Origin of the sequence: Streptomyces sp. XD-27, assembly GCF_030553055.1 — a bacterium.
GTDB lineage: Bacteria > Actinomycetota > Actinomycetes > Streptomycetales > Streptomycetaceae > Streptomyces.
Genome location: NZ_CP130713.1, coordinates 3,895,151 through 3,915,653 on the forward strand (window position 1 = coordinate 3,895,151; position 20,503 = coordinate 3,915,653).

At 71.9% G+C, this 20,503-nt stretch carries 18 protein-coding genes and 1 pseudogene; 8 read left to right on the forward strand and 11 right to left on the reverse strand.

Translation table 11 applies throughout. The features are described from left to right. Window positions 1-101 precede the first annotated feature (101 nt). Window positions 102-557 carry a MarR family winged helix-turn-helix transcriptional regulator gene (locus Q3Y56_RS16710; RefSeq protein ID WP_369696759.1) on the reverse strand — a complete coding sequence of 152 codons (456 nt, stop codon included), beginning with the start codon at window positions 555-557 and terminating at the stop codon, window positions 102-104. A gap of 88 nt (window positions 558-645) precedes the next feature. On the opposite strand from Q3Y56_RS16710, the gene Q3Y56_RS16715 reads away from it, so the two are divergent. Both Q3Y56_RS16715 and Q3Y56_RS16720 read left to right on the forward strand, forming a co-directional pair. Beyond that, window positions 646-1,347 carry an SgcJ/EcaC family oxidoreductase gene (locus Q3Y56_RS16715; RefSeq protein WP_304462709.1) on the forward strand — a complete coding sequence of 234 codons (702 nt, stop codon included), beginning with the start codon at window positions 646-648 and terminating at the stop codon, window positions 1,345-1,347. Beyond that, window positions 1,344-1,811, forward strand: a complete 468-nt coding sequence (locus Q3Y56_RS16720; RefSeq protein WP_304462710.1) for an SgcJ/EcaC family oxidoreductase — start codon at window positions 1,344-1,346, stop codon at window positions 1,809-1,811. Before Q3Y56_RS16715 ends, Q3Y56_RS16720 begins: the two co-directional genes overlap by 4 nt. Window positions 1,812-1,830: 19 nt before the next feature. On the opposite strand, the gene Q3Y56_RS16725 is transcribed toward Q3Y56_RS16720, so the two are convergent. Next, window positions 1,831-2,700 carry an endonuclease/exonuclease/phosphatase family protein gene (locus Q3Y56_RS16725; protein ID WP_304462711.1) on the reverse strand — a complete coding sequence of 290 codons (870 nt, stop codon included), beginning with the start codon at window positions 2,698-2,700 and terminating at the stop codon, window positions 1,831-1,833. 196 nt (window positions 2,701-2,896) lie between these two features. After that, a complete protein-coding gene (locus Q3Y56_RS16730; RefSeq protein WP_304462712.1) occupies window positions 2,897-4,366 on the reverse strand; it encodes a PLP-dependent aminotransferase family protein in 1,470 nt (489 codons plus the stop codon). 277 nt (window positions 4,367-4,643) lie between these two features. On the opposite strand from Q3Y56_RS16730, the gene Q3Y56_RS16735 reads away from it, so the two are divergent. Then, window positions 4,644-5,162, forward strand: a complete 519-nt coding sequence (locus Q3Y56_RS16735) for a universal stress protein (protein ID WP_304462713.1) — start codon at window positions 4,644-4,646, stop codon at window positions 5,160-5,162. Window positions 5,163-5,228: 66 nt separating this feature from the next. Here Q3Y56_RS16735 and Q3Y56_RS16740 read toward each other — a convergent pair whose 3' ends face one another. The 7 genes from Q3Y56_RS16740 to Q3Y56_RS16770 form a co-directional block, all read right to left on the reverse strand. After that, a complete protein-coding gene (locus Q3Y56_RS16740; RefSeq protein ID WP_304462714.1) occupies window positions 5,229-6,155 on the reverse strand; it encodes a thermonuclease family protein in 927 nt (308 codons plus the stop codon). Window positions 6,156-6,315: 160 nt separating this feature from the next. Next, window positions 6,316-6,921, reverse strand: coding sequence for a response regulator transcription factor (locus tag Q3Y56_RS16745; RefSeq protein WP_304462715.1), 606 nt, complete (start codon window positions 6,919-6,921; stop codon window positions 6,316-6,318). Then, a complete protein-coding gene (locus Q3Y56_RS16750) occupies window positions 6,918-8,060 on the reverse strand; it encodes a sensor histidine kinase (RefSeq protein ID WP_304465648.1) in 1,143 nt (380 codons plus the stop codon). Before Q3Y56_RS16750 ends, Q3Y56_RS16745 begins: the two co-directional genes overlap by 4 nt. 107 nt (window positions 8,061-8,167) lie before the next feature. Next, window positions 8,168-8,884 carry an ABC transporter permease gene (locus Q3Y56_RS16755; protein ID WP_304465649.1) on the reverse strand — a complete coding sequence of 239 codons (717 nt, stop codon included), beginning with the start codon at window positions 8,882-8,884 and terminating at the stop codon, window positions 8,168-8,170. Next, window positions 8,884-9,864, reverse strand: a complete 981-nt coding sequence (locus tag Q3Y56_RS16760) for an ABC transporter ATP-binding protein (protein WP_304462716.1) — start codon at window positions 9,862-9,864, stop codon at window positions 8,884-8,886. Before Q3Y56_RS16760 ends, Q3Y56_RS16755 begins: the two co-directional genes overlap by 1 nt. A 113-nt stretch (window positions 9,865-9,977) precedes the next feature. After that, on the reverse strand, window positions 9,978-10,688 hold the full coding sequence (locus tag Q3Y56_RS16765; RefSeq protein WP_304462717.1) for a response regulator transcription factor: 711 nt from the start codon (window positions 10,686-10,688) through the stop codon (window positions 9,978-9,980). Further along, window positions 10,685-11,992 carry a sensor histidine kinase gene (locus tag Q3Y56_RS16770; RefSeq protein WP_304462718.1) on the reverse strand — a complete coding sequence of 436 codons (1,308 nt, stop codon included), beginning with the start codon at window positions 11,990-11,992 and terminating at the stop codon, window positions 10,685-10,687. Before Q3Y56_RS16770 ends, Q3Y56_RS16765 begins: the two co-directional genes overlap by 4 nt. Before the next feature lie 270 nt (window positions 11,993-12,262). Here Q3Y56_RS16770 and Q3Y56_RS16775 point away from each other — a divergent pair, with 270 nt between their 5' ends. The 3 genes from Q3Y56_RS16775 (at window position 12,263) to Q3Y56_RS16785 (ending at window position 15,683) form a co-directional block, all read left to right on the forward strand. Further along, window positions 12,263-12,898, forward strand: coding sequence for a DUF998 domain-containing protein (locus Q3Y56_RS16775; RefSeq protein ID WP_304462719.1), 636 nt, complete (start codon window positions 12,263-12,265; stop codon window positions 12,896-12,898). 409 nt (window positions 12,899-13,307) lie between these two features. Beyond that, entirely contained in the window at window positions 13,308-15,254 is a 1,947-nt protein-coding gene (locus Q3Y56_RS16780) for an Ig-like domain repeat protein (RefSeq protein WP_304462720.1), read from the forward strand. Between the two features lie 249 nt (window positions 15,255-15,503). Then, window positions 15,504-15,683 (forward strand): hypothetical protein, encoded by a 180-nt coding sequence (locus Q3Y56_RS16785; RefSeq protein WP_304462721.1) that lies wholly within the window; start codon window positions 15,504-15,506, stop codon window positions 15,681-15,683. Between the two features lie 80 nt (window positions 15,684-15,763). Here the strand turns inward: Q3Y56_RS16785 and Q3Y56_RS16790 are convergent, their stop codons facing one another. Then, window positions 15,764-16,849: a TetR/AcrR family transcriptional regulator C-terminal domain-containing protein gene (locus tag Q3Y56_RS16790; RefSeq protein ID WP_304462722.1), complete on the reverse strand. Its 1,086-nt coding sequence runs from the start codon at window positions 16,847-16,849 to the stop codon at window positions 15,764-15,766. Between the two features lie 181 nt (window positions 16,850-17,030). Here Q3Y56_RS16790 and Q3Y56_RS16795 point away from each other — a divergent pair, with 181 nt between their 5' ends. Beyond that, window positions 17,031-18,221 (forward strand): FAD-dependent monooxygenase, encoded by a 1,191-nt coding sequence (locus tag Q3Y56_RS16795; RefSeq protein WP_304462723.1) that lies wholly within the window; start codon window positions 17,031-17,033, stop codon window positions 18,219-18,221. Between the two features lie 92 nt (window positions 18,222-18,313). Beyond that, a pseudogene (locus Q3Y56_RS16800) lies at window positions 18,314-20,493 on the forward strand (restriction endonuclease). The last annotated feature ends 10 nt before the right edge of the window (window positions 20,494-20,503 follow it).

Here is a 20,503-nt window from a genome sequence, read left to right on the forward strand (position 1 = left end):
GGCCCAGGTCAGAGACCTGGGCCTTGTTGGTCATCCAGCCATCGCAGCCTTCCGGCGCCGTCGGCTCCGGGCAGGTTGTGCCACACCGTCAGGGATGCGGGTCAGCGGTCGGCGTGCAGTTGCTCGGCTGCTTCCCGGTAGGCGTGGGCGGCGCGGGCGAAGTAGTCGAAGAGGACGTCGAGTTGCTCGGGCGAGTATCCGCGGAGGATCTCGCCGATCTTCTGCCGGGCGGGCGCCATGACCCGGTCGAGGTCGGCAGGTTGGGCGATCGGTTCGACGATGACCTTGCGCCGATCGTCGGGGTCGGGCACACGGCGGACATAGCCCGCCTGCTCCAGCCGGTCGATCAGGCGGGTGGTCGGCCCGGTTGTCAGACCGGTGCGCGCACCCAGTTCACCGGGGGTCATCGCCCCGGCCAGCTGCAGGATGTTCAGCGCGTACAGGTCGGTGGCACCGAGGTCGCAGGCTCGGGCGCTCGCGTGGCCGTGCAGCAGCACCGCGCTCAGGTACTGGCGGTAGATCTGGCTCGCATCGGGTCGCATGGCGGGCGTTGACACGGACTCCTCCACTCCCTAATCTCTTCCTCAAGGAAGAGAAATCTTCGACGAAGAAACTTCTTTGACGAAGTTAACATGGAGGGGAACCGTGACCGCCACCAACGCCCTGTCAGCCGACCCGATCGAAACGGCCGAGCCGACCGCCGACGCGGCCCCGCACCGCACGCCGCGCCGACGCCGCACGATCAGGCGTGTTCTGGGCTTCACCGCACTGACGTTCGCCGCGGCCGCCGGCGCCGGATACCTCTGGCTCGACGCCACCGCCGACGTCCACAACCTCGGCCAGGCCGACTGCACCGCACTCACTCCCACCGTCACCGCCACGGCAGCCGGGGCCGCGAACGCCGACGACCACCGGGCCGTCTGCGGCACGCTGCGCTCGCTGACCGACGCATGGGGCCGGGGCGACGCCGACGCGTACGGGGAGCACTTCACCCCGGACGCCACCTACACCACCTATGTCGGCACCCACTACCAGGGGCGGCGCGACATCACCCAGGCCCACCGCGCCCTCTTCGGCGGCTTCCTCGAGGACACCAAGCTGGCCGACTCCTTCCTCGACATCCGCTTCTACGGCCCCGACACCGCCGTGGTCACCAGCCGCGGCGACACCTACACCGGCACGCCCAAGAAGCCCGGCGAGCTGTCCAAGACCCAGACCTACACGCTGATCCGCCAGAACGACCACGACTGGCGCATCGCCGCCTTCCACAACACCAAGCGCAAGCGCGTCATGGAGCGCGTCTCGTTCCTGATCTCCCCCGATACCAGGCCGGAGGCCGAGAAGTGACCACACACAGCCCTGCTGAGACCTCCCGGACGCCGGACGAGACCGCGATCCGTGCCCTGCTGGAGCGCAGTTGCGCCGCCTGGAACCGCGGCGACGGAACCGCCTACGGTGAGCAGTTCACCGCGGACGCCACCGACATCACCTTCGCCGGCACCGTGTACCGCGGTGGGCCGGACATCGGCCGCGCCCACCAGGCCCTGTTCGACGGCTTCCTCAAGGGGACCCGGCTGACCGTCGAGATCGTCGACATCCGGTTCCACGGTCCCGGCACCGCCGTCGTCGTCACCCGTGGCGATGTCCACAAGGGCCGGCCGAAGAAGCTCGGCAAGCTCGCCACCTACACCGTCGTCCGCGAGACGGACGGCCGCTGGCGGATCGCCGCCGTGCAGAAGACCCGGCACAAACGCCTACTGGAGGCCATCTCGTTCAGGCTCCGGCCCGCGACCAGGCCCACCGCCCCGTAAGTCCGGCGCCCGGGTGGCGTCAGAGTGTGAACCGGGTGATGACGGCCCGGTGGTCGGACGGCCAGTTCTCCTTGTCGCCGCCGTGGACCCTCGAGCCGGTGGCGTCCAGCGAGCCGCCCTTGTACAGGATGAAGTCGATGCGGTCCTGGGGCTCGGGCCTGTCGCCGTAGTCGGGGTTGGTGGCGAACTTCGGAGTCCAGGTGTCGCCGGGGGAAGCCGCCTCGTCCGGGTTGACCTCACGGTAGGAGTCCCCGTAACCCCCGTTGGCAAACGCCTTTGTCGCGGGCCACTCCACGACCGAGTCACAGTGCTTCGCCTTGGTCTTCGCGGTCCAGTCCATGTGGGACGGGGTGTTGAGATCACCGGCGATGATCGCCGGTGAGGAACCCGCCCACGTGACGATCGCCTCGGCCTGCTCCTTGCGCTCGGCCTCGTCGGCGTAGATCGTCTCGTAGCTGTCACCGTCGAAACAGGCGTTGTACGGCCCGTACTTCGTGTAGCCCAGGTGGACCGAGTACACCCAGACGCCCTTGATCTTCGCGGCCACCGCCAGCGACGACAGCGAGTCGACCTTCTCGATGGGCTCACTGCTGATGATGTCGACGTCCAGACCGCTCTGTGTGTAGTGCTCCCAACCCAGCTTCTCGGCAAGCTGTTTGGTGACGGCCTTGTCGGTCTCCTGCAGGGCAACCACCCCGGCGCCGGAGGCGTTGATCTCCTGGACGGTCGTGTTGATCCCGTCCGTGACCTGGGAGCCGCCATGCCAGGTGTTGAGGGTCATCACGGTCAGCGTCTCGTCGTCCGCCTCGGCGGGGGTCACCGTGGCGGCGGAGACCGCCGCACTCAGGGCAAGCGCGGCACCAAGGGCCGGTATGACGCGTCGGTTCATCGTGTGAACTCCTTAGTGGGGGGTGCGTCAACTTGCCAGACGGCGGTGGAGCGGCCACGAACGGAGAATGAACAACGCCGCGGGCTTCCCCGAGCCCGCAGGGCGGACGCGAGGGTCCGGCCGCCCGGCGGTTTCGGGGCTCCGGCCGCACGGCGGTTTCGGGGCTTCGCCGCCCGTCGGTCGGGGCTTCGGCTGGTCAGGCCACCCAGTGCGGGCGCTGCGCGTGCGTCGCGTGCAGCGGGACGCCCTCCAGGGCGGCGGCGAGGCGTTCCGCTGCCGTGTCGTACACATGCGCGGGGAGGGTGTACGGGAGGCGCAGGCGGTGTTCGTGGGTGCCCGGGTCCACTCCGAACCGGGCCCCGCCCTCGACGCGGATTCCGTAGCCGAGGGCGCGGTCGGCGAGGGCCGCGGCGCCTGGATGACCGAGGTCGACCCAGAGGCACAGGCCGCCCGGTGGGACGTTCCAGACCCAGTCCGGCAGGTGGCGGTCGAGGGCGACGGCAAGGGCGTCGCGTTGGGTCCGCAGGCGCTCTCTCCGCCGAGGAAGCACGTCGTCAAGGCGGTCCAGCAGCGCAAGGGCCACGAGTTGGTCGAGCACCGAGCCGGCCATGTCCACCGTCATCCGCAGGGCGGCGAGTTCGGTGACGAGCTGGGAGGTGGCCCGCACCCAGCCGACCCGCAGGCCGCCCCAGCAGCTCTTGCTCAGGGAGCCGATGGTGATGACCTGACTGCCCTGGCTGGGGTGGGCGAGTGACGCGAAGGGAGCCGGAGGCGGCACGTCGAGAGCGATGTCGGCGATGGACTCGTCGATCACCAGCCAGGTGTCGGTGCGGTGAGCGACGCGCAGGACGTCCACGCGCTGCTCGTCCGGCATGAGGCTGCCGGTCGGGTTGTGGAAGTCGGGGATCAGATAGGCCAGCCGCGGCGTCGTCTGGCGCAACGTCGACTCGATGAGACCGGTGTCCCAGCCCGCCTCCGTCACGGGCACGGAGGCGATCCGCAGCCGGGCCCTGCGGAGGGCGTCCAGGCCGTTGGTGTACGAGGGGTTCTCGGCCATGACCCGGTCGCCGGGGCCGCCCAGCAGGGCGAGTACGAGGGCAAGCGCGTGCTGCGCGCCGGAGGTGATCAGGATCTGGTCAGGGAGCGTGGGCAGGCCCCGGCGGGTGAAGCGGTCGGCGACGGCGGCGCGCAGGTCGGGCAGACCATACGGGTGGTACCCGGGGGCGGCCGTGTGGCGGGGCAGCAGCGCGGTGGCCTCAGTGAGCGCTTCGGCGACCGCCCCTTCGGGAGCCGCGGGGGAGGCGAGCGCGAGGTCGATGGTGTCCTGTTCGCCGGTCGGGAAGGAGGCGATGCTGGTGGGGCGCTGCCCGTCCGGGAGCGAGGTCCAGGTGCCGGCGCCACGGCGGCTGTGCGCGTAACCGCTCTCCCGCAGCAGGTCGTACGCGGCCGTCACGGTGGCCCGGCTGATGCCGAGCGCCGACGCGAGTGCGCGCTCCGCCGGCAGCCGCATGTGCAGGGCGATCCGGCCGTTCAGCACCAGGGAGCGCACGGCCCGGGCCAGTTCGCGGTAACCGAGCCGGGTATCGGCCGGGCCGGTGATCAACGCGGCGAGCTGCCGCCCGCCCAGAGCGCGGTCCACAGGGTGGACCGGACGCGCGCCTGCCATGCCAATCCCTCTCCATTGGCCCTGCTTGCCTGGCCAATGAGCCTACAGACTCCGGAATGGAGGGGATCGACATGGGAAGAGAGGGGATCGACGTGTGCCGACGCATGACCGATCGCGAGGAGCGTGAGACGCAGCGGCGCCACGAAGAGCGCATCGCGGACCCTCTACCCGTAGGCCCGTGGATCCGGGGCCTGTTCGCGGCCACGGGCCGGTACCTCCGCGGCCGGCATCCGGAACGCGGACGGCACCTCGTGTCGCGGCGGAGCGGGAGGCCCGTATGACGGCGGGGTGCGGACGCGTCGTCGTCGGAGTCAGCGGCTCACTGGCCAGCCTCGCGGCTCTGCGGCGCGGTGTGCTGGAGGCCCGCCGTGACGGCAGGACGCTCATGGCGGTGCTCGCCTGGGAGCCGCCGGAGGGCGAGGCCCTGTACGCGAAGCGGCCCGATCCCTCGTGGGCCAGGATGTGGGAGGACGAGGCCCGGCTGCGGCTGAGCCGGGCGTTCGACGAGGCGCTCGGCGGGGTCCCGGCGGACCTCCGTGTCGTACAGCGTCTGGTCAGAGGGAAGCCCGAGTCGGCCCTGTGCACCATCGCGCACCGCCCGGACGACCTGCTGGTCGTCGGCGCGGCGCGAGGCGGCGGGCTCCGGGCGCGGATCCGGCGGAGCCCGGTGTGTCGGCTCGTCCAGGCCAAGGCGGGCTGCCCCGTGCTGACCGTCCCCGGGCCACACCTGCTGTCGGGCGAGGCCCGGGCGCTGCGCCGCGTGGGGTACCCGGGGTTCATCGCCGAAGCGTGCTGATCAAAGATCAAGACCGACTGCCGCGCCCCCATCACCGACTGCCGCGCCCCCATCGAGGACGGGGGCTCAGCGCGTGCGGCTGCCGCCTCCGGCGAGTCTTTGCGACGGGGTCAGGTTGAGCTGGCCGACGGCCTCGCTCACGTCCTGCGGCCAGAGCCACAGCCGGTAGACCGGCGGGATCCGGAAGTAGTCCTCCGGACCGTGCAGTTCACGGTTGCGCATGTCCACGCAGTACCGGCTCCGCCAGGAGAATTCCTCGCCGGGCTTCAGCGCCGTCTTCTCGACCTTCTTCTTCGTCACGTCGTGGAGCTTTTCGAGGGCCCGGTACTCGTAGGCGAGCAGCGTTTTGGCGTCCTTCCAGATCCCCTTCTTCTCCTTGACCGCCTTGTCGGCGGCCTTGAGGAGGAGGGGGAGGTCGAGTTCGCCGGGGATGGAGGGGTAGATGACGAAGGGTGCGGCCCATCCTTCGGTGACGAGATCGAGGTTGAAGGTCGGCCTCTTCTCCCGTGGCCGGTCGGCCAGTTCCTTCTTCGAGTAGTTCGGCGCGATGTAGGCGAGCAGGCGGTTGCGGTCGTCGAAGGGGGCGTCGGCGGTGCGGATGAAGATGCCGCGCTCCTTGCCGGGCTTCCTGCCCTCGGCCAGCCGCTTCTTGATGTTCTCGGTGTTGAACGCGGCCGCCTTCGTGCCCTGGCGGAACTGCAGACTGCCTGCCTTCCCCGTCTCGATCTTCGGCAGCAGGAATGCGGCGAGGTCATCGGAGATCGGCGCGATGCCCTCCCGTATCCACGCGGCGAGTTGCTTGAACTCCGCGTCGATTCTCCCGGCCGTCTCGGCGGTTTCCGCTGTCGTTTCCGGAGTGTCGATGGACAGCATGCGGACCGGCATCTTGACGTTCGGCGTATCCCCGTCGTGTACGTCCACCAGCGCGCGCGAGCCCAGCGACGGCATGGGGATCCCGGCAGGCGTCCACAGGATCTGTACAGGGTCACTCACAGGCTTCGTCCTTCCCGGCGTACGTCTTTCCGGGCCCCCGTCTCCGGCTCCTACCCAGCGTCACGCCGTGCCCGCGGGGCCGCAACTCCGGGCTCGGTCGGCAAAGGGGTCTCGGCGGCCGCCCGCAGGTCGGGGTCGGGGTCGGGGCCATGACCGACAGTTACAGCCAGCCCTGCCGGCGGGCCGCGCGGACCGCTTCCATGCGGTTGCGGGTGCCCGTCTTCCCGATCGCCGACGACAGGTAGTTGCGCACCGTCGACTCCGACAGATGGAGCTTCGCGGCGATGTCGGCGACCGTCACTCCGTCCACCGCGGCGCCCAGCGCGTCCCGCTCGCGCGCGGTGAGGGGGTTGGGGCCCGCGCTCAGTGCCGCCGCCGCCAGCGCCGGGTCGATCACCGTATCGCCGGCCAGCACCCGGCGGATCGCGTCGGCCAGCTCCTCGACCGGCCCGTCCTTGACGAGGAAGCCCGCCGCCCCCGCCTCCATCGCCCGGCGCAGATAGCCGGGCCGGCCGAACGTCGTCAGGATCAGCACCCGGCAGTCGGGGAGCCGGGCGTGCAGCTCGGCGGCCGCGTCCAGGCCGCTGTGGCCGGGCAGTTCGATGTCCAGCAGCGCCACGTCGGGGCGCGCGGCGAGCGCGGCGTCCACGATCTCGTCGCCCCGGGACACCTGGGCGACCACCTCGATGTCCTCCTCCAGCCCGAGCAGCAGGGCGAGGGCGCCGCGCATCATGCCCTGGTCCTCGGCCAGCAGGACGGTGATCATCCGATGTGCTCCTCTTCGGCGACGGCGGCCCGCTCCCCGACCGGCGGCTCCCCCGCCCCTGGCTCCCCGAACCGCAACTCCTCGGCCCCCGGCTCCCCGACCGGCAACTCGGCCACGACGCGGAAGCCGCGCCGTGCCGCCGGGCCCGATCGCAGCGAGCCGCCCGCCGCCGCGACCCGCTCGGTCAGGCCCTTCAGCCCGCTGCCGGGCGTGCTCGAGCCTACGCCCCGCCCGTCGTCGGTGATCACCAGCCGGGCCTGTTCGGAGTCGCCGGAGACCTCGATCTCGCAGCGGGTGGCGCCGGAGTGCCGTACGACATTGGTGGCGGCCTCCCGGACCACCCAGCTCAGCAGCGCCTCGGTCTGCGGTTCCAGCGGCGGGCCCGACTGCCGTACGACGGGCTCGACTCCGGCCGCGGTGAGCGCCGAGCGCGCCCGGTCCAGCTCGGTGGCGAGGCTCGCCTCGCGGTAGCCGGTGACCGCCTCGCGGATCTCGGTCAGGGCCTGCCGACCGACCGCCTCGATGTCGGAGACCTGCGTGAGCGCGGCGTCCATGTCCCGCGGCGCGAGCCGGCGCGCGGCCTCGGACTTGACCACGATCACCGACAGCGTGTGGCCGAGCAGATCGTGCAGGTCGCGGGAGAACCGGAGCCGCTCCTTCTCGACCGCGGCGCGCGCCAGCTCCTGCCGGGTGGCGCGCAGTTCCCAGACCGTCTCGGAGAGCGCGAAGATCGCGGAGGTCACCATCCCGGAGAGCAGCGTGCCGTACGCGACGGAGATGGCGTCCCAGCCGTCGTACACCCCGGCGGTGATCCCGGCCACGGCGCTCAGCGGCACCATCACCAGAGGGAGCCGACGGCCCCGCAGCACCGACCCGGTGGCCAGGCCCAGCAGCGGGAAGAGCATCGCCCAGTCGTCGCCATATCCGCCCGCGAGAGCGAGGGTGACCGCGCAGAGCGCGACCAGCAGCCAGCGGGTGGCCTCCGCCTCCCGGGCCCGTTTGTCGAAGGCCCGGAACACCACGGCGATGTAGAGGGAGACGAAGACCAGCAGCCCGAGAGCGCCTGCCCAAAGGTGCGGCGTCTCCCCCTGGAAGACGTCGGAGGCCGCGCCCAGGCCCATCAGCAGCCAGGGCAGCATGGCGTAGGGGCTGGGCGGCGCGGGGGCGTCGCGCCGCGCCTTCCGGCACGCGCGCCACTCCGCCCGCCGCGCCTTCCATCCGTCGTTCCCGAGCATCGTCCCCCCGGTCATGCCGTCGTCGCTGCCCGACGGTACGAGATCACGGCGTACGCGCCGAACGCCAGCAGCCAGGCGGCCAGCACCGCGCAGGTGGTGAGGTCGGGTGCGCCGCCGTGCGAGGCGGACCAACCGAGGTCGGCGAAGCGGTTGGTGGGGGTGTACCGCGCCAGGGAGCGCAGCCAGCCGGGGAACTCGCCGACCGGGAACCACAGCCCGCCCAGGACCGCCAGCCCCAGGTTGCAGGCCACGTTGACCACACCCGTCGTCTGGGCCGAGAGCCTGTATCCGTTGCCGATGCCGAGCAGGGTGAAGGGCAGCGAGCCGATCCAGAGCAGCACGGTGAGCAGGATCCACTGCCAGGCCGCCAGCCGCACGCCGTTGACGAGGGCTCCGGCCGCCAGCACCGCGAGGATGGCGGGCAGCACGACGACCGAGCCGGTCGCGGCCCGCCCGGCCACCACCTGGCGGGGGCTCATCGGGGTGATCCGCAGCTGCCGCAGCCAGCCGATCGACTTGTCCTCGGCGACGCCGGTCCCGGTGGACAGGGCGGCACCCAGTGCCCCGTACGCCGCCATGCCGACCATGTCGGCCGTCTTCCACTGCCCGGACTGGTCGCCGACGTTGGTGAAGAGCAGATACATCAGCACGGGCATCCCCATGCCGAGGGGCACGAAGCCCGCGTCGCGCAGCGAGCGGCGGACTTCCAGCTTCACATAGTCCGTGATCATCGGGCGGTCTCCAGTTTCGGGGCGGAGGTCAGGGGGTCCGAGGCGGGGGTCAGGGCGTCCGGGGCAGAGGTCCGGGTGTCCGGGGCGGAAGTCAGGGCGAGGAAGGCGTCGTCGAGCGAGCCGGGTGTCACTTCGAGGCGCCGGAACCCGCCGGTCGAGACGAGGGCGACGACCGTGGCGTCGGAGTCCTCCGTACGCAGCCGGGCGCGGTCCCCGCGGACCTCCACCGAGACGACCCCGGGCAGTCGGGCGAGTCCCTCGGTGGAGCGGCCCTCCAGGTCGAAGGAGACAAGGCTGCCGCCTGCGGCCTGCCTGAGCTGTTCGCCGCCGCCGTCGGCGACGATCCGGCCGCGGTCGATGACGACGATCCGGTCGGCGTGGTCGTCGGCCTCCTCCAGGTAGTGGGTGGAGAACAGCACGGTGTTCCCCCGGCGGGCGTAGGCGCGCATGGAGGCCCAGAAGGCGTGCCGCGCCTCGACGTCGAGGGCGGCGGTCGGCTCGTCCAGGACGATCAGCTCGGGGCCGCCGGCCAAGGCGACGGCGAACCGGACGCGCTGGGCCTGGCCGCCGGAGAGCCGGTCGACGCGGCGGTCGGCGAGGTCGGTGAGCCCGGCGAGCTCCAGGATCTCGGCGACGGGCAGCGGGGCGGGATAGGTGCGGGCAACGAACGCGACGAGCTCGCGGACGGTGACACGGGGGACGGGGCGGCCTTCCTGGAGCATCGCGCCGACCCGGCCGGACCGGACGGCGCGCTCGGGCCGCTCGCCGAACAGCCGCACCCGGCCGCCGTCCGGCTCGCTCAACCCGAGGAGCAGACCGATCGTCGTGGACTTGCCCGCGCCGTTCCGCCCGAGGAGGGCGACGGTCTCACCGCGCCGGATGTCCAGGTCGATCCCGGCCACGGCGCGCACCGCGCCGAAGTCCCTGACCACGCCGGCGAAGTGCACCGCCAGGCCGCTCTCTGCATGCTGTGTCATGCCCCAGACGCTACGGATCCGAGCGCTGACCTCGGCAGATGCGCATGTACGGAGTCAGCGGTGACAAATGTCCCGGCGGACCGCTGCCCTGCCGCGGGGCACCACCGGACGGTCTACTCGCCGGGGCCCATCAGCCCCGACTCGTAGGCCAGGACGACCGCCTGGGTGCGGTTGCTCGCGCCCAGTTTGGTCAGCACGTTGCCGACGTGCGTCTTCACCGTCTCCAGGCTCACTCGCAGCTGCGTGGCGGCCTGCTGGTTGGACAGGCCCTTCGCCATGAGCCGCAGGATCTCGGTCTCGCGCCCGGTGAGCCCGGCGGCCCCACCGGTGAGGGCGTCGCGCCGTACGGGCCGGCCTGCGGCCAGCCTGCGGACGGCGTCCGGGAAGAGTACGGAGTCACCGGTGGCCACCAGCCGGACGGCGTGGGCGATCTGCTGCGACGGCGCCCGCTTGCGGATGAACCCGCTGGCGCCGACGCGCAGGGCGTCATAGACGTGTTCGTCGTTCTCGAAGGTGGTGATCACGATGACCTTCGGCGGATCGGGCAGCGCGGACCGCAGCCGCCGGGTCGCCTCGATGCCGTCCACCCGCGGCATCCGCACATCCATCAGGACGACGTCGGGGCGCAGCCGCTCGACCATGGGAAGCGCGTCGGCGCCGTCGGCGGCCTCGCCGACGACCTCCAGGTCGGGCTTGGCGGACAGCAGGGCTCGCAGCCCGGTACGCGTGAGCTCGTCGTCGTCCACGATGAGGACGGTCACGACGGGATCGAGGGCGGTCCCCACGGGATCGGCGGCCGGGGTCGTCCCGCTGAAGGCGCTCATGGCGCCGACCGTAGCGGTATCCGTGCCGCCAGCCGCCAGTGCGGGCGGCCGCTTTCGTCCGCAGGCCCCGCGGACACCTCGCCGCGCAGCAGCCGCACCCGCTCGGCGATCCCGGTCAGCCCGTGGCCGCCGCGCTCCCTGCCGGTCCTGTCCGTCCTGCCGGTCCTGTCGGTCCTGTCGGTCCTGTCGGTCCATTCCGTCCTGCCGGGACGGGAACGCACGGTGGCGTCGACCGGGTTGACGAGCTCCACCTCCAGCCAGCCGTCCCGCGCGCCGACCCGCAGGCTGATCGCGGCCGTCTCGCCGTGCCGCAACGCGTTGGTCAGGCCCTCCTGGACGATCCGGTACGCCTCCCGCGACACGGTGGCGGGTATCCGCGCGAGGTCTCCGGCGGTCTCGACGCTCAGACCGGCGCCCGCGTGCCGGACCCGCTCCACCAAGGGGCCGAGATCGGCGAGGGTGTGCTGCGGCGTCGTGGGCGACCGCCCTTCCCGCAGGACGCCGAGTACGTGGTCGAGGTCGTCCATCGCGGCGCGGGACGTCTCCTCGATGCTGGTGAGGGCGCGTCGGGCCGTCTCCGGGTCGCTGTCCATCAGCTCGGCCGCGACGGCGGCCTGAATGGTGGACGCCGTCAGGGTGTGCCCTATCGAGTCGTGCAACTCCTGGGCCAGCCGGTTCTTCTGGGCCAGCACAAGCAGTTGCTCCTCCGCGGCGGCCCGCCGCTCGGCGGGCCCATGGCCCAGGAGCACCGGGGCGAGCGGGCGCAGCGCCGCCGCGCCGCCGACGGCGACGTACCCGCCGAGCGCCAGGCATCCGGCGGACACGACCGCCGTCCACAGGCCCCGCCAACCGTGCTCCACCGGAACGGTCCACCCGAACGCCGACACGGAGCCGCCACCGTTCAGCCAGACGCAGGGCAGTATGAGGGCCGCGAAGGCCGACAGGCAGGTCATCGCGGTCACCGCCGCACCGACCGTCATGTGCGCGGCCAGATACACCGACGTACGGAACCGGTTCGCCCAAGGCGACGCGGGCGACTCCAGCGGGGCGGGAAGAGCGGCGCCCAGCAGCCGGTCGGCCGATCGGACGCACCCCCGGCGGGCCGCCCGGGGAAGGCCCATGGCCACGAGCACCGCGCACAGCGCGAGGCCGAATGCCACGACCCGCAGCGCCGCCGGCCACGTCGGTGGCGCCGCGACGAGCGCCACGACCAGCGGCGGCAGGCTCAGGACCGCGCCGAGCAGCGCGTATGTCCAACCCCGGTACGCGGCCCCGCTGAAGAGCGGCCGAATCAGTGTGCTCACGGCCGCACCGTACCTTCGGGCCGCGCGGCGCACCTCCCCCGAAAGAGCCAGCAGGAGATCCCGCGGAATCGCGATGCCGATGTCCCCCGTCGCCGCGATGTGCGGGCACGCCCTCGCCTGCGAATGTCACGCGAACGGAAGCAACTCCGTAGTGACTCAATTCGCCGTCCATGAAAGGCAATCGTGGCCATCGTGAAATTCCCGACCGCGTCCCCATCCGCGTTCCCCACCGCGTCTCCGCCCGCGTCGCGCTCCGAGCCCCCCACATCCTTGGCCGCGAGGATCGGCGCGGCCGCATGGATCGTGGCCACCGCGCAGTTCGTCGTGGTCCAACTGGTCGTGGAGTCCGTCTGGCGTACGCCCTACAGCTGGGCGAGCTACAACATCAGCGATCTGGGCAACGTCCACTGCCAGACATGGGACGTCTCCCGGCCCCGATACGTCTGCTCACCGCTGCACGACGCCATGAACACCTCGTTCGTCGTCCAGGGCGTTCTGCTGCTCGCCGGCGTGCTGCTCACCGGGGCGTGCTGGGGCCGGGGATGGGGCTCGCGAAGCGCCCGCGCTCTCCTCATCGCCACGTCCGCGGGATGGGTCCTGGTGGGACTCGTTCCCGCGGACGTCAACGAGGACCTTCACGTCCTGGGCGCGCTGCTCATCATGGGGCTGGGAAACATCGGCCTCGTCTGCGCCGGATTCGCGCCGCGGGCCTCCCTGTTCGGCACACTGCGCCCGACAACCCGCTTCATGGCCGCCACGGCGATGGTGGCGACGCTGCTGTTCTTCGGGCAGGTGGATCCGGGCATCGGACTGGGCGGCATGGAGCGGATCGCGGCCTTCGCGCCGGGGGCGTGGACGCTGGTCATGGCCCTCGCCGTACTCAGGTCCGCGAAGCACGGACGATGACGATTGCGCTGCCACGGGCCCCGTGCCCGGGAGGCCCCGTGCCCGGGAGGCCGAGGGGCCGGGGGCCGGCTCAGGCGTTGGGGCGCTTGCCGTGGTTGGCCTTCTTCTTCTTGCGGGCGCGCCGCTTGTTTCCTCGCGTGGACATGGTGCGCGTCTCCCTTCGCCGGGATTTCTTCGCCGGGATTGCCATGTCATCGCCAGTCTAGGTTCGGCTCGCGGGGTCCGCATGGTGATGGGTGCCGGATTCCGGTACGGGAACCCCCTCCCGTTTTGTCGCTGGCATGCCATACGCTGCGCGGTAGCAGCCGCGCCCCGCGCGTCACCGCGCCCTCGCGGTCACGCCCGGGCGTTGCGCGGCGCTCTCATCTCCCGGCCATCCACCGGGTTTCTTCGTGGGGGTAACAGCACTGTGCGTACGCGCAGCATCTCGACCGCGACAGCGCTTGCGGTCATCTTCAGCTCGGCGGCGCTGACCGTCGCCGCGGCCGGCTCCGCCTCGGCCGCGCCCGTCACCGTCACCGTCGCCTCGCCCGGCGGCATCGTCGCGGACGGCGCCCTGCAGCGGGTCTTCGTCGGCGACCGCTCGGCCGGGAAGATCCTGGCCGCCGACTACACCGGCGCGGTCGTCGACTCGGTGAGCGGCGTCAGCGGGGTCACCGACCTCGCGCTGTCCGACGACGGCGCCACCCTGTACGCGGCCGCGCAGGGCAGCCACGAGGTCGTGGCCCTGGACGCGGCCACGCTCGACATCAAGGCGCGCTACGCCGTCGCCACCGACACCGGCCCGCGCCATGTCGCCTTCGCCGGCGGCAAGGTCTGGTTCACGTACGGCGACCAGTGGGACGGCAACCTGGGCTCGGTCGACCCGGCGGACGGGACCGGCGCGGTGACGCTCACCCGGTTCCCGGAGGACGGGAACTCCGGCGTCTGGGGCCCGGCGCTCCTCGACACCGACCCGTCCGCCCCCGGCCTGCTGGCCGTCGGCGAGACCGGCCTTTCCACGGACTCGATGGCCGTCCTCGACGTCTCCGGCACCGCGCCGCAGATGCTCGCCTGGCACGGCGGCGACTACTCGCTGAACGACGGCATCGGGGACATCGATCTCGTCCCCGGCGCCTCGCAGGTGCTGGTCAACGGCGCCGACCGGGACGCGTACGCGGACGGGAAGTTCGCCAAGGCGGGCGCCTACCCCGCGGGGCAGCGCGCCGACATCGCCGCGAACGGGCTCGTCGCCCAGGCCAACGGCACCAAGGTCGCGGTGTACCGGCCGAACGCCACGCGGCCGGTCCGTACGTACACCGTCGGCACGTCGGGCACGGCCACCGACCTGGCGTGGGCCCCGGACTCCTCACGGATCTTCGCGCTCGTGGGGGCGGACAGCAGCTACACGCTCAAGGCGCTCACCGGCCCGACGCTGAACGTCCCGACCCTGACGGTGAACGCCCCGTCGGCCGCCACGCGCGGCAGGCAGCTCACCGTGAGCGGGAAGCTGTCGGCGACGGTGCCGCTGCCGAGCGGCACCTCGCTCCAGGTCACCCGCACCGACATCGAAAGCCCCGGCGGCAAGGCGCTGGCCCCTGCCGCGGTGAAGGCGGACGGCTCGTACTCCTTCACCGACGCCCCGCCAGCCGGCGGCACGGTCACGTACAAGGTCTCCTACGCGGGCGACGCCGAGCACGCGGCGGCCAGCGCGTCCGACAAGGTCGCCGTCTCCCGTACGGCCGCGACCCTGACCCTGAACAACAACGGCAAGATCTACAACTACAGCGCCGACGTCTCCTTCACCGCGCACCTCGGCTCGACGTACAAGAACCGCACGGTCGAGATCTGGGCGAACCCCTACGGCGGCGACAAGCCCAACAGGCTGGTGAAGACGGGGACGGTCAACTCCCGCGGCAACCTCTCCGCCACGGTGGACATGACGCGGGACACGGTCGTCACCGCGGTCTTCAAGGGCGACGCCCGCACCGCGGCCAGGTCGGTGACGTCCACGGCCCGCGCCAGGGTGAGGATCTCCACCGCCGTCTCCCGGCACTACAAGACGGCCAAGATCGGCTCGACGTCGTACTACTGGTTCCACAAGAGCACCGACCCGCTGCTCACGACGACCATGACCTACTACAAGGACCGCAAGCAGCGCTTCGACGTGCAGGTCTACGCGGGCGGCGCGTGGCACTCGACCGGTTCGCAGTACTTCCCGCTCGGCACGGCCGGGAAGTCGGCCATCCGGCTCGAGGCACCCGGACGCTCCGGCATCAAGGCGCGGATCCGGTCGGTGTACGTCGACGGTTCGTCCGGCGACAACGTGAACACGACGACGTACGGCCCCTGGAAGTACCTGTACTTCTCCAACTAGCCCGCCGCCGCGCCCTCCTGCGCGTGGGGGCGCGAGGGGGCCGAGGGGGCGCGCGTGGGCAGTGGGCGGGCAAAGACGTGTCCATCGAACCTTCAACCGGTCTGTAAAGACGACTGATTCGGGCACTCCCTTGGGGTCGGAATTCGGCCAGGGGAGGCGAAGGTGTCTGACCGGGGTGCGCGGGCAGCCGGGCGGTGTGCCGCGGCTGATGAAAGGGACCCGACGACGTGTGAGGGGCCGCCGTCAGCGGTGACGGTGGTCGATGCCGAGGGGAGGGAGATCACCGGGTGCGTCCGGCACAGCGCGCGGCAGCTCGCGAGCCTGGAGGGCTCGCGGCTGCACCCGATGGCGGCGCTCGGGCCGTGGGCGGTGGATGTCTACTGCCGCGCGGCGGAGTTGCCGCCCTTCGCGTGGCTGGTCGGGCTGTAGGGGGAGACCCGCTGGTCGGGCTGTAGCGGGAGACCCGGAGTGGGGCCGGCCTTGTGCCGGACCCGCTCCGGGTTCGGCGCTCAGCGGTTCTCGATCCGCGTGGCCAGACCGTCGAGCATCGAGGTGAGGCCGAGCTCGAAGACCTCGTCGAGGCGCAGGTCGTAGCCGGTGAGGCCGTCGCCGCCATCTTCGTTTTCGCCTTCGCCGCCTTCGCCTGCGTCTTCGTCTTCGTTGAAAGAGGCGATCACTTTGCTGAACGTCGGGTACGCGCCGGAGGCGACCAGCGCGGCGAAGGCGGCGGACTGCGCATCCATCCACTGGTCCTCCGAGAGTCCCGTGGCGCTCGCGGCCTGGGCCTCCCGTTCCAGGTGGATCGCGGTGCCCTGTACGTAGCTGTAGATCAGGACGTTGATGTCGAGCATGGTCGCCGGATCGAGGCCGTGGCCGTCCAGGGCGCTGAGCATCCACTCGGAGTACGCGATCAGGTGCGGCAGGGCGAGGGGGCGGGTGAGGGGGCCGATGTGGGCGAGCCACGGGTGCGCGCGGTGCACCGCCCAGAGTGAGCGGGCCCCCAGCTCCAGGCGGCTCCGCCAGTCGGCATGGGACGCCGCCGGGTAGGACAGCTCGGCGAACACCGCGTCGGCCATGAGGAACACCAGGTCGTCCTTGCTGTTCACATGGCGGTAGGGGGACATGGCGGCGACCCCCAGCCGCGCGGCGACACCGCGCATGGACAGCGCGGCCAACCCTTCGGAGTCGGCGATGCCGACGGCGGCGCGCACGATGCGCTCCCGGGTCAGCTCGTGGTCGGTCGCGGGTGCGGACGGGTGCGCGGGCAGGTGCGCGTGCGGGTGCGGGTGCGCGGGCTCGGTGGAGGCGCCGGGTGTTCCTGGTCTGCCTTGTCTGCCTTGCGCGTTGGGCACGCTCGGTGTGCCGGTAGGCCGGGCGGCCGCCACCACCGTGCCGACGCGCGGCTGGGCCCGTACGAGCCCTTCCTGCCGCAGGACGGTGAGGACCTTGGTGGCGGTGGCGAGCGCGACGTTCCACTCCTTGGCGATCTGCCGGGTGGACGGGACGCGGTCGCCGGGGGCGAGTTCGCCGCCGGTGATGCGCCGGCGCAGCTCGGCGGCGATGCGCAGGTAGGGCGGAACGAATTTCTCGGCCAAGGGAACGGCCCCCTTCCAGCTGTACTAGGACAGAGAGTAGCAGTGAAGACGCCGCGAGAGCAGGCTCTACAGCCCGTGCTGGGCTAGTACAGCGGCCATTAATGCGCACTTGGCAGGGCTGCGCGTACGGCGTACATTCAGCGCGTACACCGTATCGAAGCATCGAAGGGGAGACCGACCCATGAAGACCGTGCTCGTCTCCGGCGCAAGCGTCGCCGGGCTCACCCTCGCCTACTGGCTGCGCCGCAACGGCTTCGCGCCGACCGTCGTGGAACGGGCCCCCTCCGTGCGCCCGGGCGGCCAGGCGATCGACGTCCGCGGCGCGGCCCTCGACGTCCTCGACCGGACAGGGATCCTGGACGACGCCCGGGGCGTGCGCACCCGGCTGCGCGGCATGGCGATGCTCGACGGCGAGGGCAACGAGCAGTGGCGCTCCACCGAGAAGACCTTCAGCGGCGGACGGCTGGACAGCGCGGACATCGAGCTGCTGCGCGAGGACCTGACCGGGCTGCTGTACGAGCGGGCGCTCGCCGAAGGCGTGGAGTTCCTCTTCGGGGACTCCATCGCCGCGCTCGACGAGGCTCCGCACGGCGCGCACGCGCAGGACGCACAGCACCCACAGCACATACGGGTCGGCTTCGAGCAGAGCAGCACCCGTACGTTCGACCTGGTGGTGGGGGCGGACGGGCTCCACTCCAAGGTGCGGCAGCTGGCGTTCGGCCCGGAGCACGCGTTCATCCGGCACCTCGGCGCGTACCTGACGGTGTTCAGCACCGAGAACTTCCTGGAGCTCGACAACTGGGAGCTCTGGCTCAACGCGGACTCCGTCTCCTACTGCCTCTATCCCGTCCGCGACAACAGCGAGCTGCGGGCGACCCTCGGCTTCACGTCCGAGCCGATCGCCTACGACCACCGCGACACCGAGGCGCAGAAGGCGCTGATGGCCGACCGGCTGGCCCATGTGGGCTGGGAGACGCCGCGGCTGCTCAAGGCCATGCGGGAGGCGCCCGACTTCTACTTCGACGCCATGGCCCAGATCCACATGGACCACTGGTCGCGGGGCCGTGTGGCGCTGGTCGGCGACGCGGGCTACTGCGCCTCTCCGCTCTCCGGCCAGGGCACGAGCCTGGCACTCGTGGGCGCGTACGTCCTGGCCGACGAGCTCGGCAAGGCGGGCGGCGGCGACCACACCGCCGCGTTCGCCCGCTACGAGGCCCGCATGCGGCCGTTCGTCGAGCTGAACCAGGCGCTCGTCGGGGAGAACGCCGGCGGAATGCCCTCCGACGAGTCGATGGACCGGGCGAAGAACGGCATCTCGCTGGACGAGCCGGATTCGGGCGACCGAGCGCCACACCCTGCGACGACGAACTAGAGTCGTCCCATTACTGCTGGTTGGCGGGGCGCCAGGCGGCACACTGGCGGGGGATGGCAGGACGCCGGAGTCGTAGGGGGGCTGGTAGCGCGATGAGTCGTCGCTCCAACGGGTTGATCGGTATCTGGGCCGAGGCCCAGCGCCAGCAGCAGCGGCAACGGGAGGCGCAGCACCGGGCCCGCGTGCAGCAGCAGCGCGAACTGGAGCGGCAGCAGCGGGCCCACGAGCGCGAGCTGGCACGGACCCAGCGCGAGCAGCGGGCCGCGTACCGGCAGCACCGGGAGGCCGACGCGAGGGGCGGACCGAGGAGCTGGAAGCGCGGGTCGCCGCGTTGCAGAGCCTCCTGGCCACCGGCTGCCGCGCCCCCGCGTTCAGCGCGTCGGCGCTCGCCCGCCCCGAGCAGGTCGAGCCGTTCGCCCCCGGCCGACTCGCCGATCCCGTACCGATGCCCGACCCCAACCAGTACCAGGCACAGGGTGGTTGGGGGCTCGGGGCGAACCGGCGGGCACAGGAGGAGGCGCGGGCGCGGTACGAACGCGACTGGCACGCGGCGCAGGCCGCGGAGGCCCAGCGCCGGCAGCAGCTGGCCGCGTACCAGCAGCAGTACGACGACTGGGCGCGGGCGCAGCTGGCGGAGATCCGCCGCCACAACGCGGGCGTCTCCGACATGGCGGCGGCGCTCCGCGACGGGAACCCGGACGCGGCGGTGGAGTACTTCTCCGCGGCCCTGTACTCCTCCGCCGCGTGGCCCGAGGACATGCCGCGGCAGCTGACCGCCGCGTACGACGCCGCCGCCCGCCAACTGGTGATCGACTGGGAGCTGCCAAGGTACGACATCGTCCCGGAGACGAAGTCGGTGCGGTACATGCCCACCGCCGACCAGCTCAAGGAGACGGCCCGGCCCGCCGCGCAGCGCCGGGCGCTGTACCGCGACGTCCTCGCGCAGTGCGTGCTGCTGGCCCTGCGCGACCTGTTCGCGGCGGACGAGTTCGGGGCGCTGGAATCCGTGGCGCTCAACGGCTTCGTGGACGACCACGACCCGGTGACCGGGCGGCGGACGCAGCTCGTCCTGGCCACGGTCATGGTGTCGCGCTCGGCCTTCGACCAGCTGCACCTGGAGCAGGTGAACGCGGTGGACTGCCTGGTCGACGGGCTTCGGGGCCAGCTGTCCGCGCGCCCCGACCAGCGCTCGGCGATCCGCCCCGGCCGGCGGCCCGACGACGTCGGCGACGGCGTCGTGTGCCATGGCGGGGACGAGGAGCCGGACCTGTACCGGATGGATCCGATCGCCTTCGAGGCGCTGGTCGCGGAGCTCTTCCGGGCCATGGGCATGCAGGCGGTCATGACGGAGCGGTCGAACGACGGCGGCGTCGACGTCGACGCGCTGGACCCCGCGCCCATCCGAGGCGGCAAGATCGTCGTCCAGGTCAAGCGCTACCGCAACACGGTGCCGCCCACGGCGGTCCGGGACCTGTACGGAACGGTGCAGGACGCCGGCGCCAACAAGGGCGTCCTGGTCACCACCTCCCGCTTCGGCCCCGGGTCGTACGCCTTCGCCAACGGCAAGCCTCTGGAGCTGGTGTCCGGCGGCGAGCTGGTCGATCTCCTGCACCGCCACGGACTGCGGGGCAGGCTGGGTGACGGTGACGGTGACGGTGACGGCCGGAACGGGGCGGCGCCTCAGGCGTCCCAGGTGCCCCAGGCATCCCAGCCGTCCCCACGCACAGCGCCGCGCGACACGGAGGCGGGCGCGGCCCCCGACGCCGCCTCCACCTCCGACTCCACCTCCGACTACAACGTGTTGGGCATGACGTGGTCGGGCCAGGTGGCCTTGGACGTGTGCGCGCTCGTGTGCCGCGGGCAACGCGTCCTGAGCGACGACCACTTCGTCTTCTTCAACAACCCGCAGTCCCCCGACGGGGCGGTGCGGGCGGTACCCGCCTCCGGCCCGGACAAGGCGGCGCTGCGCGTCGCGTTCGACGCGCTGCCCGGCGGCGCCGACCGGCTCGTCCTCGTCGCGGCGATCGACCCCGTCGCCAACCCCGACGCGGACCTGGCCGGGTTCACCGACGCGGGAATCCGGCTCCTGGACCCGTCGGGCGCCGAGCTCGACCGGCTGCCCGTCTCCGACGGCCGCTCCGGAGAGACCGCCCTGGTCCTCGGCTCGTTCCGGCGGCGTTCCGGCGGCGACTGGAACTTCGTGATCGGCGGCAAGGGGTACACCGGCGGGCTGGAGGCCCTGGTCGAGGAGTACGGCATCGAGGTCGCCTGACCGGGTTACA